Source organism: Streptomyces sp. NPDC002125 (genome assembly GCF_053593715.1).
Window position 1 is genome coordinate 29,240 of sequence record NZ_JBSFDD010000012.1, and the last position, 13,299, is coordinate 42,538.

Genomic DNA, 13,299 nt, shown 5'->3' on the forward strand with positions numbered 1-13,299 from the left:
ACCGGCGGAAAGGAGCACTCGGGCGTGGGAGGGGCGCGGACCGCCTACCCTCGTACGCGTAGAGGGATGACGGGGGCGTGTGCGAGGAGGCAGGGCGGTGGAGGTCACCTGGTGGGGTCATGCCACCTGCACGATCGAGGACACCGGGGTCCGGGTGCTGACCGATCCGCTGTTCGCGCGGCGCTTCGCGCATCTGCGCCGCCGCCGGGGCGAGGTACCGCCGCCCGAGGCGGCGGTCGCCGACGCGGTCCTGATCTCCCATCTGCACTCCGACCATCTGCACCTCCCCTCCCTGGCCCGCCTCGCCCCCGGCAGCCTGCTGATCGTGCCCCGGGGCGCGGTGGCGGCGGTACCCGGACTGCGGCTGCTGCGCCGGGCGCGCGGACTGCGGGTCGCCGAGGTCGGCCCGGGGGACGTGGTCCCGGTCGGTGAGGTCCTGGTCCGCGCGGTTCCGGCCCTCCACGACGGGCGGCGGCTGCCGGTCGGCCCGCGCCGGGTGCCCGCGCTCGGTTACGTGGTCGAGGGCGAGGCCCGCACCTATTTCGCCGGGGACACCGGACTCTTCGACGGCATGGCGGACGCGGTGGGGCCGGTGGACGTGGCGCTGCTGCCGGTCGGCGGCTGGGGGCCCAATCTGGGCCACCACCATCTGGACGCGGCGCGCGCCGCGCAGGCGCTGACCATGCTGGGGCCGCGGTCCGCGGTGCCGGTGCACTACGGCACGTACTGGCCGATCGGGATGGACGGGGTCCGGCCGCACGAGTTCCACTCGCCGGGCGACGAGTTCGTACGGCAGGCGGCGCGGATGGCACCGGAGGTGGCGGTGCACCGGCTGGGGCACGGCGAGCATGTGAGGCCGGAGGCCCGTAAGTGATCGATGAGGTGCTGCGGCAGCTGCCGACGGAGTCGACCCAGCAGGCCGTCGGCTATCCGTCGCTGTTCCTGCTGGTGGCGCTGGGGTCACTGGTGCCGGTGGTGCCGACGGGTGCCCTGGTGAGTACGGCGGCCGTGGTGGCGGTCCACCAGACGTCACCGTTCGCCCTGCTCGTGGTGTTCGCGGTGGCCTCGGGCGCCGCGTTCCTGGGGGACATATGCCTGTACTGGCTGGGGCAGCGCGGGGTGCGGTCCAAGAACGGGTCGAAGTGGCTGGAGGCGATCAGCAGCCGGGCGGCTCCCGAGCGCCTGGCGCAGGCGCGGCAGAAGCTGGACGAGCACGGCACGGTGGTGCTGGTGCTGTCCCGGCTGGTGCCCGCCGGGCGCATACCGGTCATGCTGGCCTGCCTGCTCGGCCGGATGCCGTTGCGGCAGTTCGCCCGGGGTGATGTGCCCGCGTGTCTGGCGTGGGCGGCGACGTATCAACTGATCGGGATCCTGGGCGGTTCGCTGTTCGCCGAGCCGTGGGAGGGAGTGCTCGCGGCGGTCGCGCTGACGCTGCTGGTCAGCGGGGCGCCCGCGCTCTGGAGGCGGCTCCGGGCACGGATGGCCGGCTGAGGGACCGGTGCGCCGGCCGGACACGGTCAGGCGTCCAGGACCCGGGAGCCGCCGACCGGCAGGTCCCAGAGGTCGGCGCGCGGGAGTCCGGCGCGCTGCCACGCCGTACGGAGCCTGGTGAGCGGTTCGAGCACCGGTTCGGCGGAGAGCAGGAACGTCGCCCAGTGCATGGGAGCCATCGCGCGGGCCCCGAGGTCCTGGTACGCCTGCACGGCCTCCTCGGGGTCGGTGTGCACGTCCGAGAGCCACCAGCGCGGTTCGTACGCCCCGATCGGCAGCATGGCCAGGTCGAGGCCGGGGTAGCGGCGGCCGATCTCCTCGAACCAGTGGCCGTAGCCGGTGTCCCCCGCGAAGTAGATCCGCCGTTCCCTGGAGTCCGTGAGCACCCAGCCGCCCCAGAGGGACCGGCAGGTGTCCAGCAGGGTGCGCTTGGACCAGTGGTGGGAGGGCACGAAATCGAAGCGGACTCCGCCCAGTTCCACCGATTCCCACCAGTCGAGCTCGGTGACGCAGGTGAAGCGGCGTCGGCGGCACCAGCGGCCGAGTCCGGCGGGGACGAGGAGCGGGGTGTCCCTGGGGAGCCGGCGGAGCGTGGGCGCGTCGAGGTGATCGTAGTGGTTGTGGCTGATCAGGACGGCGTCGATGCGTGGAAGCTCCTCCCAGCGGACGCCGACGGGGGTGATCCTGGCGGGGGTGCCGAGGATGCGCCGCGACCAGACCGGGTCGGTGAGGACGGTGAGACCCCCGATGCGGACGATCCAGCTGGCGTGTCCCGCCCACGTGACGGCCGTGGTGTCCGTGTCCACCCGGGGCAGCGGCCGGGGGGCGTAGGGCAGCCGGTGGATGCCACGGAGGCCCTCGGCGTTGGGCCGGAGCGCGCGCTCCTTCGCCAGACGGGTCATGCCCCTGACACCCGGAAGCGGGGCGGTGAGCCGGTCGGCGAAACTGCGGGGCCAGGTCCGGAGCTCGCCGAGGCGGCGCGGCGCGGCGGCTCGGCGGCCCGTGGGCGCGGGGCCGGCCGCGGCCTGGGGGCGCTCGGTCTGTTCCGTCATCGAGAGGCTCCTGTCCCGGAGTTCATCGAGGGCTGCTGCTGTCCCGGAGTTCGTCGAGGGCTGCTGCTGTCATCGGAGTTCGTCGAGGGCTGCTGCGAAAATGCTCAGTGCTCGGGCGACATGGGGCAATTTCAGGGGCTCCACCGCAGTGAGGGACTCCATCTGCTGCTCCGGGGTTGAGCCGAGCAGCGGGCCGGTGCTCAGCCGCACCCGCAGCGCGCCCAGTTCGTCCCCGAACCGGTGCCCGCCGGGAGCGGGGGCACCGAGGCGTTCCGACAGGTACTCCTCCAGTTCCAAAGAGTCCGTCACCCCCCGCGCGGCGAGCCGGGTGCGCAGCGGGCCGAGGTCGGCGTAGAGGTGGCGGCCCGCCTGCGGCGGCCTGGCCAGCGCACCCGCGGTGAGCACCGCGCGGTGCGCTGCGGAGGCGACCTCGGACTGGAGGCCCGCCGCCAGGCGGATCCGGTCCGTGACGGCTTCGGGCTCGCGCAGCGCGTGGGCGGCGGCCCTGGCGACCGGTTCCGCGACGACGGCACCGAGCGCGGTGAGGATGTCCAGCACGCGGGCCCGCCGGGCGGCGGCGCGCGCGGTGGCCGGGAAGCGTGCGACGGCGACCGGCCAGGCGGAGGGGGTGAGCGCCCCCGCCAGATCGGTGACCACGGTGACGTCGTCGGGGCACATCTCGGCAGGGCTGAGCACGACCGTGTCGTGCGGTCGGTGCAGGGTGTCGCGCCAGGTCTCGTCGCTGACGATGTGCAGCCCTTCGGAGACCGCGGCCTCGCAGGCCTCGCGGACCAGCTCCGGCGGGGCGAGGGTCGCGGTGGGGTCGTCGGCCACCGAGATCAGCAGCAGCCGGGGTCTGCCGCCCTCGGCCCGCACCCTGCGCACGGTCTCCAGCAGGGCGTACGGGTCGGGGATGCCGCCGCACTCGGCGGGGGTCGGCACGTGGTAGGCGGGCCGGCCGAGCAGCCGCGCCTGCGGCATCCAGCCGGCGGGGCAGGGCCTCGGCATGATCACATCGCCGCCGTACGCGGCGATCAGCGCGAACACGAGGGGCTGGGCGCCCGGGGCGGCCACGATGTCCTCGGGGCCGCCCCGCAGGCTCCGCCGCTCCCAGTAGGCGCGGGCGGCTTCCCGCAGGATCGTTCCTCCACCGGGCGGCTCGGGACGGGGCCGCGCGGCGGCGGCCGCGAGTACGGCGGCGAGCTCGGGCAGCACAGGGAGGCCGGGGTCGGGGGCGGGCGGCCCGTAGCGCACCGGGCCGCGGTCCTCCCTGAGCGGGTGTTCGCTCCCGTGCATCCCGGGCCTCCCTCCGCCTGCGTGTCCCTCAGGGCCCTTTATACGGAGGTTCCCCGGGGTCCGCCCCCGCACCGGCGCGGGAGACGGCGGAAATACGCCTCCCGCCCGGGCGGGCTCATCCGGCGAACGGCGTGCCGGGCAGCCCCTGCCCCGCGTCCGGCAGCACGAGCAGGGAGCCCGCCAGCGGAGGCGGCGCGTCCAGGCCCGTACGGGCGGTGGAGATGTACAGGTCACGCAGCCCGGGACCGCCGAACGCGCACGCGGTGGGCCGTGGCACCGGCAGTTCCACGACCCGGTCCAGCTTCCCGTCGGGGGTGTAGCGGCGGACGGCGGCGCCGTCCCAGAAGGCGGCCCACACGCAGCCCTCCGCGTCCACGGTGAGCCCGTCGGGCCAGCCGGAGCCCTCCTCGATGACGGTGAAGGGGCGACGGTTCACGACGCGCTCCCCGTCCACGTCGAAGACGTCGATCCGCCGTGTGGGGGTGTCCGTGTAGTACATGAGCCGGCCGTCCGGGCTCCAGCCGGTGCCGTTGCTGACCGTCACCGCGTCCAGTACGCCCGTCACCGTGCCGTCCGGGGCGAAGCGGGCCAGGTTGCCGCCCCCCTCCGCCTCGTCGTAGCGCATGGTGCCTGCCCAGAGCGCGCCGTCGGGCGCCACGGCCGCGTCGTTGCCCCGCCGGCCGGGTACGGGGTCGTGGGCCAGCCAGGAGAAGGCCCCGTCGGCGTCGTACAGCCCGACGCCGTCCCGAAGGACGACCACGAGGCCGCCGCCCGCCCGCGGCTTCGCCGCGCCGACGTGCTGTCCGGTGGCCATGACCGTGCGCCGCCCCGTCGCGGGGGTGAAGGTGTGGACGCGTGCGGAGAGGATGTCGACCCAGATCAGCCGCTCCCCCGCCGCGTCCCAGGTGGGGCCCTCGCCCAGCTCGGCCTGCTCGCGCACGGCCACTTCCAGGGAACTCACACCTGCCCCCGGTGGTGTCCGAGCCGACCGGACAGCGCGTCGGCGCCGCCCGAGGCGAGCTGTGCGAGCTCCGCCTCGCGCTCCTCGCTCCAGCGGATCATCGGCACGGAGATGGAGAGCGCGGCGACGACCCTGCCGGACCGGTCGCGCACGGGCGCGGCCACACAGCTCACGTCGGGGTTGGACTCCCGGTGCTCGACCGCTATGCCCCGCTTGCGTACGACCGCGAGCGCCGCCCGCAGCTCCGCCGCGTCGGTGAGGCTGTTGTCGGTCATGGCGACGAGCTCGCGTCCGTCGAGGCGGGCGTCGAGCTCCGCCTCGGGGAGCGCGGCGAGCAGCAGCTTGCCGACGGAGGTGCAGTGGGCGGGCAGCTTGCGGCCGGCGGCCGAGACCATGCGGACGGCGTGCGTGGAGTCCACCTTGGCGATGTAGATGACCTCGGTGCCCTCCAGGATCGCCACATGGACCGTCTCGCCACAGGTCTCGGCGACCTCCCTGGCGACCTGCTGGCCCTCGGCCGCGAGGTCGAGCTTCTCGGCGTACCGGCTGCCGAGCTGGTACGTGCGCACGCCGAGGCGGTAGCGGCCCGGCTGCTCCGGGACCGTGACCAGGTAGGAGCGCGCGGCGAGGGTGGTGAGCAGCTCGTGGACCGTGGTCCGCGGAAGTTGGAGCTTGCGGGTGACCTCGGGGGCGGAAAGGGTTCCCTCACCCTGGAGGAAGAGTTCGAGAACATCCAGCGCCCTGGTCACCGCAGGGACGAGTCGCCCCATGATCGCCCGCCAATCTCGTTCGACACTCCGGCCAATGACCGGAATCACGAACGCAGGCTAACGGCAGGGAACTTGTCCGGGCAACGCCCTTGACAGGCCGGAGCGGGCGGACAGGGGGTAATTCCCCATATATTTCGCGATTCGGCCGGATCTGTCGACGCCGTCCGTGCGCGCCTCCTGGTTCACCGCCCGGTCGCAGGGTATTCGCTGTCCCATGTCGACATCGAGCAGCTTCCCATCTCCCGGCCGCCTGCGGGCCTGGTTCCACCAGCGCGACCTTGCCGCGTTCCAGCGCGTGGCCGACAGACACTGGCCGGGCGCCGAGCCCGTCCTTCCCCGGCTGAGCCGCAGTGCCAACCACGGGCTGCTGTGGTTCGGGGCCGCCGCGGGCATGGCGGCCCTGGGCGGCAGCGCCCGGTCCCGCAGGGCCGCGCTGCGCGGCATCGCCTCGCTGGCCGTCGCGTCCGCCGCGATCAACACCGTGGGCAAGGGCGCGGTGCGCAGGGAGCGCCCGATACTGGACCTGGTGCCGATGGTGAGACAGCTGCACCGGCAGCCGTTCACCACCTCCTTCCCTTCGGGGCACGCGGCGTCCGCGGCAGCCTTCGCTACGGGCGTCGCCCTGGAGTCGAAGGGCTGGGGCGCGGTCGTCGCACCGGTGGCGGCGGCCGTCGCCGCGTCCCGCGTCTACACGGGGGTCCACTATCCGAGCGATGTGGTGGCCGGTGCGGCGCTCGGCATAGGGGCCGCCTTCGCGCTGCGGGGCGTCGTACCGACCCGTGGCCAGCTGCCCGCCCCCGGCCGCCCGCCCGCCGAGGCTCCGGCACTGCCGGCCGGCAAGGACCTGGTGGTGGTAGTCAACCGGGAGTCGGGCTCCGCGACCGCGGCGGCGACCTTGATCCGCGACGCACTGCCGCTCGCTGAGACGGTGGAGTGCGCGTCCTCCGATCTGTCCGGCTGCCTGGAGGAGGCGGCACGGCAGGGCAAGGCCCTGGGCATCTGCGGGGGTGACGGCACCGTCAACATGGCGGCGGCCGTCGCGGCGACCCACGGTCTGCCGCTCGCCGTGTTCCCCGGCGGGACCCTCAACCACTTCGCGTACGACCTCGGCATCGAGACCGTGCAGGACACGGTGACGGCGATCACCTCGGGCGACGCGGTCCGGGTCGACCTGGGCCGCTTCCGGCCGGGACCCCAGGGGCCGGGCGGCGCGGACGGATACTTCCTCAACGCCTTCAGCCTGGGCGTCTACCCGGAGCTCGTACGGACCCGGGAGCACTGGTCCCCCAGGATCGGCGGATGGCCCGCAGGGGTTCTCGCGGCCTTCGAGGCGCTGCGCGGTTCACGCCCCCTGACGGCCGAACTCCAGGGCAGGCGGCGGCCGTTGTGGCTGCTCTTCGTGGGCAACGGACTGTTCCAGCGGGTCGGTCCGGCGCCGGGTCGCCGCCACAATCTGGCGGACGGACTGCTGGACGTACGCGTGGTGCACGGGGGCCGCACACCCGGACTCCGGCTGCTGGCAGCGGCGGTCGCCGGACCCCTGACCCGGTCACCCGTCCATGCTGCGGTGCGCCGCCGCAAGGTGCGGCTCTCCGGCCTCAAGCCGGGGACTCCGTACGCCTACGACGGTGAAGTGGCGCACTCCGGAGACGAGTTGCTGATCGACAAGCTGCCCGAGGCGCTGACGGTGTACTGCCCCATGCCCGTCTGACCCATGACCACATATTGAGACGCCTATCTCATCATCCGACATCACGGCGTACCGTCGAGCGCATCGCCTGAGACTGAGGTCCGAGAGAGGACGTACGGCCATGCCGAAGGAATCCGCTGTCTACACCCACGGCCACCACGAGTCGGTGCTGCGCTCGCACCGGTGGCGGACCGCCGCCAACTCTGCGGCCTACCTGATCGCTGAACTCCGGCCCGGCCAGGCGGTCCTGGACGTCGGGTGCGGGCCGGGCACGATCACCGCGGACCTCGCCGGGCTCATCGCTCCGGGCCGGGTGACCGCGGTCGACTCGAGCGGTGACGTGCTGGAGCGCGCGGCGGAGGTGGCGCGTGAACGCGGTCTGGACAACGTGGAGTTCGCCACCGCCGATGTCCACTCCCTGGACTTCCCGGACGACTCCTTCGACGTGGTCCACGCCCATCAGGTGCTCCAGCACGTGAGCGATCCGGTCCAGGCGCTGCGCGAGATGCGGCGGGTCTGCCGTCCCGGGGGCGTCGTCGCGGCCCGCGACAGCGACTACGCGGCGATGACCTGGTATCCGGAGGTGCCCGGGATGCCGCAGTGGCAGGACCTCTACGGCCGGGTGGCCCGCGCCAACGGCGGCGAGCCGGACGCGGGCCGCCGACTGCTCTCCTGGGCCCGCGAGGCCGGGTTCACCGACATCACCCCGACCGCGGCGGCCTGGTGCTTCGCCACCCCGGAGAACCGCGCCTGGTGGAGCGGCCTGTGGGCGGACCGCACCACGGCATCGGTCTACGCCGAGCTGGCGGTCGACGGCGGGCACGCGAGCGCGGAGGAGCTGACGGCGATCGCGGAGGCCTGGCGCGCGTGGGGCCGGGAGCCCGACGGATGGTTCATGGTGCCGCACGGCGAGGTGCTCTGCCGGGTGTGATCCGGTGGCGGGGCGGGGAACCGATCACATCACGGCTGGTCGGCAACTACCCTCGTACGCATGGAAATCCTGGGAACCACGCTGCGTATCTGCGTCGACGACCTGGAGGCCTCGGTGGCCTTCTACGAGGGCCTGACCAGCACTCCGGCACTGCGCTTCGAGCGCGGCGGGGTCTCGGTGGCCGCGATCGGCTGCTTCCTGCTGATGAGCGGCCCCGAGTCGGAGCTGGAGGTGCTGCGCAAGGTGTCGGCGACGATCGCGGTCAAGGACGTCGAGGAGGCACACGCGGCGCTGACCCGGGTGGGTGCCCGGGTCATCGCCGGCCCGGTGCCCACCCCGGCGGGCCGCAATCTGATCGCGCTGCACCCGGACGGCTCGGTCTTCGAGTACGTGGACCGCAACGTCCCTGCCTGACAGCCGGTCCGCCGTTCCGTCGGTATCGCTCCCCGTCCCGTCACTCCTCCTCGGCGAAGGCGTCGACGACGATGTCCGCGAGCAGGGCGCCCGCCGAGGCGTCGGGGTCCAGGTCGGGGTCGTAGATCGTGACGTTGAGTCCGACGCAGCGGGGCGAGCCGACGAGGACGCGCAGCAGCGTGGTGAGTTCACCGGGGAACAGCCCGCCCTCGTCCGGGCTGTCGACGGCGGGCATCACGCCCGGGTCGAGGACGTCGGCGTCGAGGTGGACCCAGAAGCCGTCGAGGACGGGGACCTCCAGGCTGAGCACCGCGGCGCGGGCGATCTCGGCGGGACCCCACTCCCTGATCTCCCCGACGGTCGCGTTGGAGATCTTCAGGGCGGCCATCTCGGCGCGGTCCTCGTCGTAGTCGCGCATGCCGAAGAGGCGGATGTCCTCGTCCTTGAGATAGGGCCCGAGGCCCTCCAGGTCGGTGAGGTCGGCCTGTCCGCGCCCGGTGGAGAGCGCCAGCTCCTCGCCGCCCGCGGCGCCGATCCGGTCGCTGTTCCCGGGGTGCCGGAAGTCCGCCGAGCCGTCGACGGCGGCGAGACCGTACCGGCCGATGCGCCGCAGCGCGAGGGTGGCGCCGAGCTGGATGGAGCAGTCTCCCCCGAGGACTACGGGAAATTCGCCCGCCCTGACATGTTGTTCGATGCGGTCGGCGAGCGTGCGGGTGTACCGGGCGATGGCGGCGGCGTTGAAGACCCCGTCGCCCTCCCGCCAGTCACCGAGGTCGTAACGCGGCGGTACGACGACCCCGCCCTCCAGAGCTCTGAGCCGCCGCACGATGCCCTGCTCACGGAGCGCTCCGGCGAGCTTGTAGCAGCCGGGCACGGTGCCGGGGGCGGGAGGCCGCAGCCCGAGGTTGGAGGGGGCGTCGATGACCACACGAGTACGCATGCGTCCCATCCTCACCGCCCCCGGCCGGGTGTGTCTCCGTGTCGGCGGAACTCACCCGTTCCCCGGCCGGGGCCGTGTCCGCCGTACCCGGACGACCGCGCCGACGTCCTGCGCGGCGACGGCGCACCTGACCGGCCCGCCTTCCGGCCGGGCGCCGGTCGTCGTCAACGGCTCTTCGCGGAGGCCCCGTTCGAGGCGGTGGCCAGGTCCGGATCGGTGGATCGCCGGGGCGGGACGGAGCCCTCGGTGGGCTCGGACCTCGTCAGCCACAGGCCGGTGAAAACGGCGCCGGCCAAGGTGAGGGCGCCCGCCGCGACGAAGGCGCTGTTGAGGCCGGTCTCGAAGGAGGCGCCGCCGGACTGCCGGGTGCGGACGACGGCTCCGAGCACCGCCACGCCGAGCACCGCGCCGATCTGCCGGGTGGTGCTGCTGATGCCTGACGCGAGGCCGCCCTCCTGCGCGCTGACCGCTTGCATGGCGGCCCCCGTCAGTGGGGACAGGGTGAGGGCGAAGCCGGTGCCGACAACCGCCATCCGCCACCACACGTTCCCGTAGCCGGTGTCGGCGTGCACCGTGCCGAGCGCCAGCAGTCCCAGGCCGGCCAGCGCCATGCCGACGGTCACCACGATCCGGAAGCCGTACCGGGCGGCGAGCCGGCCCGCGTACGGGCTGACGATCACCATGGCGAGGGAGGCCGGCAGGGTCTGCAGGCCGGCGCGCAGGACCGAGCTGCCCTGGACGTACACGAAGAACTGGGAGAAGAAGAACGACGAACCCATGAGCGCGAACCCCACCACGACCATGGCGGTGTTGGACACCGTGAACAGCCGCTGCCGGAACAGCCGCAACGGCAGCATCGGAGCGGGACGACGCGCTTCGACGGCGACGAATGCGGCGAGCAGGACCACCGCGGCGATGAAGCTGCCCAGGATCACCGGCGCCGTCCAGCCGCGGGCACCGCCCTCGATCAGCCCGTAGGTCAGCGCCCCCACACCCAGAACGGACAGCACCGTCCCCGGGACGTCGATCGCGGGGGCGCTCGGACTGCGTGCCTCTTCGAGGCTGCGCAGACCGAGCAGCAGCAGGACCACGCCGATGGGCAGGTTGACCAGGAAGATGGCCTGCCAGCCGAAGGCATCGGTCAGCACTCCGCCGGCCACGGGCCCCGCGGCCAGTCCGATTCCGCTGAGTCCGGCCCACAGTCCGATCGCCCTGACCCGTTCCTGTGGCACGGGATGGGCGGCGGCGAGCAGGGCCAGCGAGGCGGGGCTCAGTGCCGCGGCCCCGATGCCCTGCAGCACCCGGCCGGCGACCAGCCAGCCGACCGAGGGCGCGAGGCTGCACCACACCGACGCGGCGGTGAAGACCATCACGCCGGCCAGGAACACCCGCTTGCGGCCGAACCGGTCGGCGAAGATCCCTCCGGCCAGCAGCAGCATCGCGACCAGGAGTACGTACGCGTCGACGATCCACTGCAGACCGGTCAGTTCGGTGTGCAGCCGCTGCTGCATGTCGGGCAGCGCGGCTCCGACGATCGTGTTGTCGAGCAGAACCATGAATTGGCCCAGGCAGGTCACCGTGAGCAGCACGGTCCGGTGTGACCGACTGCCTGCGGCCGCATGCGGTGCAGCCATGGGGGTTCCTCTCGATCGATGGTCGCGCCCGGCCCGCGGCCCACGCGGTGACGCGGGTGGCGATACGCCTGAGCGCACTAAAGCAGTCAGCGACTGCGTTAGGCGACTGTAGAGAGGGTCGCCCCGCAAACGCAAGTAGTTACTGCGTTAAGGTGGGGCCATGAATGAGCGAGAGCGCGCCCGGCGGCCAGGCGGGCGCAGCGCCCGGGTGGGCGCGGAGGTGCACCAGGCCGTCACCGACCTGATCAGTGAGCGCGGCTACGGCAACTTCACCGTCGGCGAGGTCGCGGCCCGCGCGGGTGTGGCCGACAGCAGCATCTACCGCCGGTGGGGCAGTCTGGAGACCTTGCTCACCGAAGTGGCGCTCACCCGTCTCAACGCGCGGTCACCAATGCCGGACACCGGGAGCCTCGCCGGTGACCTGCGCACCTACGCGGCCAATGTGGCCCGCGAGATCACCGGACCCGACGGCGTGGCGGTGGTACGCCTGGCCGTCGCCCTGTCCGGCAACGGCGGGAAGGGCCCGCAGGCCGGTGACGGCCTTCGCGACGAGCGCATGCGGCAACTGCAGTCCATGCTGGATCGCGCCGTAGAACGCGGCGAGCGCGCGCCCGACGCGTACGGCGTGCTGGACCACATCCTGGCCCCGATGTACATCCGCGTCCTGTTCGGCATGGTCCCGCTCACCCCGGAGTACATCGACGGGCTGGTCGACCGGCTGCTGTGACCCGGGGCCTCCCGTGCGGATCAGGCCGAGGAGCGGAAGGCGCCCGCGGCAGCCGCCAGGAACGCGGCCTCCGCGGCCCGTCGTGGGAGCCCGGGGTCCGGAGCGTCGCGCAGGAGCACCAGCTGGTGGTAGAGCGGGGCCGTGGCGGCGACGAGCAGGCTCCGCGCGTCCGTGTGCCGTGCGGGGATTTCACCGCGCTCGACGGCGCGCTCGACGAGGATCTCGCACTGGGCGTACCGGTCGGCCCACAGCCGCGTCTGGGCCCGCGCGGCCTGTTCCGAGTGGAATGAGGCCGCCATCAGCGCGACGGCGAACGACGGCTGCACGACCAGCGATTCCTGGATCTCCTGGTTGAGGGCCGTCAGATCGCCGCGCAGGGAACCGGTGTCCGGCGGCTGCCAGTCGATCTCACCGGCGGCGTCGATGAGGTCGACGAGCAGACCGCCGACATCGCGCCAGCGCCGGTAGACCGTGGCGCGGTGCACTCCGGCGCGCGTCGCGACCCCCTCCATCGTGAGTGCTTCGTGACCGCCTTCGGCGAGTTCGGCGCGCACCGCGTCGAGCACCTGGGCGCGGACGCGGGCGGTGCGACCGCCGGGACGGCGGTCCGGCGTCGTGTCCGGTGAGTCTGTCATCGGCCTTCGATTTCGGGTTGATCAAGGCGGCAGGGCTGTGCCAGCATCCTAACGCGACAGTTGTCGCTCTAGGTCCACTGGAGAGGAACCGCTTCCGCGATGACGCCCGTTCCCGCCGACCCCACCGTGCTCCACCCGATGCCCGAGCACCCGCGCGTGGTCCTCCTCAAGCCGTTGGTGAGGTCGCCGCTGATCGAGGTCGGTGACTTCTCCTACTACGACGATCCGGACGACCCGACCGCGTTCGAGACGCGCAACGTCCTGTACCACTACGGCCCCGAGCGGCTGGTCATCGGCCGCTACTGCGCGCTGGGGACGGGCACCCGGTTCATCATGAACGGCGCCAACCACCGCATGGACGGCCCTTCCACCTTCCCGTTCCCCACCATGGATGGCTCCTGGGCGGAGCACTTCGACCTGATCACCGGCCTGCCCGGCCGGGGGGACACGGTCGTCGGCAACGACGTGTGGTTCGGCCACGGCGTCACGGTCATGCCCGGTGTGCGCATCGGTCACGGCGCGATCATCGCCGCCGGCGCCGTGGTCACCGGCGACGTCCCCGACTACGGCATCGTCGGCGGCAACCCCGCCCGGCTCATCCGCACCCGCTACGACGCCCCGGACATCGCCCGGCTCCTCGCGGTGGCGTGGTGGGACTGGCCCGTGGGGCACATCACCCGCCATGTACGGACGATCATGACGGGGTCCGTCACCGAACTGGAGGAGGCCGCCGCGCAGATCGACCGGTCCTGACACCG

Annotated in this window: 14 protein-coding genes; 7 read left to right on the forward strand and 7 right to left on the reverse strand. The window is 73.0% G+C overall.

Translation table 11 applies throughout. The features are described from left to right. Window positions 1-97: 97 nt before the first annotated feature. Window positions 98-874: an MBL fold metallo-hydrolase gene (locus tag ACWCQM_RS21155; protein ID WP_450916709.1), complete on the forward strand. Its 777-nt coding sequence runs from the start codon at window positions 98-100 to the stop codon at window positions 872-874. Next, entirely contained in the window at window positions 871-1,491 is a 621-nt protein-coding gene (locus ACWCQM_RS21160) for a DedA family protein (protein ID WP_450916710.1), read from the forward strand. The genes ACWCQM_RS21155 and ACWCQM_RS21160 overlap by 4 nt, the downstream gene beginning before the upstream one ends. A gap of 26 nt (window positions 1,492-1,517) precedes the next feature. Here ACWCQM_RS21160 and ACWCQM_RS21165 read toward each other — a convergent pair whose 3' ends face one another. The 4 genes from ACWCQM_RS21165 to ACWCQM_RS21180 form a co-directional block, all read right to left on the reverse strand. Next, the gene (locus ACWCQM_RS21165; RefSeq protein WP_450916711.1) at window positions 1,518-2,543 is read right to left on the reverse strand and encodes an MBL fold metallo-hydrolase; all 1,026 of its coding nucleotides are present in this window, start codon (window positions 2,541-2,543) and stop codon (window positions 1,518-1,520) included. 69 nt (window positions 2,544-2,612) lie between these two features. Beyond that, on the reverse strand, window positions 2,613-3,839 hold the full coding sequence (locus ACWCQM_RS21170; RefSeq protein WP_450916712.1) for an aminotransferase class I/II-fold pyridoxal phosphate-dependent enzyme: 1,227 nt from the start codon (window positions 3,837-3,839) through the stop codon (window positions 2,613-2,615). Between the two features lie 115 nt (window positions 3,840-3,954). Further along, window positions 3,955-4,800, reverse strand: coding sequence for an SMP-30/gluconolactonase/LRE family protein (locus ACWCQM_RS21175; RefSeq protein WP_450916713.1), 846 nt, complete (start codon window positions 4,798-4,800; stop codon window positions 3,955-3,957). Beyond that, window positions 4,797-5,570, reverse strand: a complete 774-nt coding sequence (locus ACWCQM_RS21180) for an IclR family transcriptional regulator (RefSeq protein WP_073748792.1) — start codon at window positions 5,568-5,570, stop codon at window positions 4,797-4,799. Before ACWCQM_RS21180 ends, ACWCQM_RS21175 begins: the two co-directional genes overlap by 4 nt. Before the next feature lie 214 nt (window positions 5,571-5,784). On the opposite strand from ACWCQM_RS21180, the gene ACWCQM_RS21185 reads away from it, so the two are divergent. The 3 genes from ACWCQM_RS21185 to ACWCQM_RS21195 all read left to right on the forward strand — a co-directional run bounded on the left by ACWCQM_RS21185 (window position 5,785) and on the right by ACWCQM_RS21195 (window position 8,605). Continuing rightward, the gene (locus ACWCQM_RS21185) at window positions 5,785-7,281 is read left to right on the forward strand and encodes a phosphatase PAP2 family protein (RefSeq protein ID WP_450916714.1); all 1,497 of its coding nucleotides are present in this window, start codon (window positions 5,785-5,787) and stop codon (window positions 7,279-7,281) included. Window positions 7,282-7,381: 100 nt separating this feature from the next. Next, window positions 7,382-8,191: a methyltransferase domain-containing protein gene (locus tag ACWCQM_RS21190; protein ID WP_450916715.1), complete on the forward strand. Its 810-nt coding sequence runs from the start codon at window positions 7,382-7,384 to the stop codon at window positions 8,189-8,191. A gap of 60 nt (window positions 8,192-8,251) precedes the next feature. After that, window positions 8,252-8,605, forward strand: a complete 354-nt coding sequence (locus ACWCQM_RS21195; protein ID WP_267078236.1) for a VOC family protein — start codon at window positions 8,252-8,254, stop codon at window positions 8,603-8,605. Between the two features lie 40 nt (window positions 8,606-8,645). Here ACWCQM_RS21195 and ACWCQM_RS21200 read toward each other — a convergent pair whose 3' ends face one another. Then, window positions 8,646-9,545, reverse strand: coding sequence for an arginase family protein (locus ACWCQM_RS21200; protein ID WP_450916716.1), 900 nt, complete (start codon window positions 9,543-9,545; stop codon window positions 8,646-8,648). 164 nt (window positions 9,546-9,709) lie between these two features. After that, window positions 9,710-11,179: an MFS transporter gene (locus ACWCQM_RS21205; RefSeq protein WP_450916717.1), complete on the reverse strand. Its 1,470-nt coding sequence runs from the start codon at window positions 11,177-11,179 to the stop codon at window positions 9,710-9,712. Window positions 11,180-11,339: 160 nt separating this feature from the next. Between ACWCQM_RS21205 and ACWCQM_RS21210 the strand changes: the two genes are divergently transcribed. Beyond that, window positions 11,340-11,906: a TetR/AcrR family transcriptional regulator gene (locus ACWCQM_RS21210; protein WP_450916718.1), complete on the forward strand. Its 567-nt coding sequence runs from the start codon at window positions 11,340-11,342 to the stop codon at window positions 11,904-11,906. 20 nt (window positions 11,907-11,926) lie between these two features. Here ACWCQM_RS21210 and ACWCQM_RS21215 read toward each other — a convergent pair whose 3' ends face one another. Further along, window positions 11,927-12,541 carry a TetR/AcrR family transcriptional regulator gene (locus ACWCQM_RS21215; protein ID WP_450916719.1) on the reverse strand — a complete coding sequence of 205 codons (615 nt, stop codon included), beginning with the start codon at window positions 12,539-12,541 and terminating at the stop codon, window positions 11,927-11,929. A gap of 99 nt (window positions 12,542-12,640) precedes the next feature. Here ACWCQM_RS21215 and ACWCQM_RS21220 point away from each other — a divergent pair, with 99 nt between their 5' ends. Continuing rightward, window positions 12,641-13,294 (forward strand): CatB-related O-acetyltransferase, encoded by a 654-nt coding sequence (locus tag ACWCQM_RS21220; protein ID WP_450916720.1) that lies wholly within the window; start codon window positions 12,641-12,643, stop codon window positions 13,292-13,294. Window positions 13,295-13,299 lie beyond the last annotated feature (5 nt).

Excerpts from the sequence above, each read along its gene's own strand:
- ACWCQM_RS21165 (WP_450916711.1), bottom strand. The coding sequence starts at position 2,543 with ATGACGGAACAGACCGAGCGCCCCCAGGCCGCGGCCGGCCCCGCGCCC.
- ACWCQM_RS21185 (WP_450916714.1), top strand. The coding sequence starts at position 5,785 with ATGTCGACATCGAGCAGCTTCCCATCTCCCGGCCGCCTGCGGGCCTGG.
- ACWCQM_RS21195 (WP_267078236.1), top strand. The coding sequence starts at position 8,252 with ATGGAAATCCTGGGAACCACGCTGCGTATCTGCGTCGACGACCTGGAG.
- ACWCQM_RS21180 (WP_073748792.1), bottom strand. The coding sequence starts at position 5,570 with ATGGGGCGACTCGTCCCTGCGGTGACCAGGGCGCTGGATGTTCTCGAA.
- ACWCQM_RS21215 (WP_450916719.1), bottom strand. The coding sequence starts at position 12,541 with ATGACAGACTCACCGGACACGACGCCGGACCGCCGTCCCGGCGGTCGC.
- ACWCQM_RS21170 (WP_450916712.1), bottom strand. The coding sequence starts at position 3,839 with ATGCACGGGAGCGAACACCCGCTCAGGGAGGACCGCGGCCCGGTGCGC.
- ACWCQM_RS21200 (WP_450916716.1), bottom strand. The coding sequence starts at position 9,545 with ATGCGTACTCGTGTGGTCATCGACGCCCCCTCCAACCTCGGGCTGCGG.
- ACWCQM_RS21220 (WP_450916720.1), top strand. The coding sequence starts at position 12,641 with ATGACGCCCGTTCCCGCCGACCCCACCGTGCTCCACCCGATGCCCGAG.
- ACWCQM_RS21205 (WP_450916717.1), bottom strand. The coding sequence starts at position 11,179 with ATGGCTGCACCGCATGCGGCCGCAGGCAGTCGGTCACACCGGACCGTG.
- ACWCQM_RS21210 (WP_450916718.1), top strand. The coding sequence starts at position 11,340 with ATGAATGAGCGAGAGCGCGCCCGGCGGCCAGGCGGGCGCAGCGCCCGG.
- ACWCQM_RS21190 (WP_450916715.1), top strand. The coding sequence starts at position 7,382 with ATGCCGAAGGAATCCGCTGTCTACACCCACGGCCACCACGAGTCGGTG.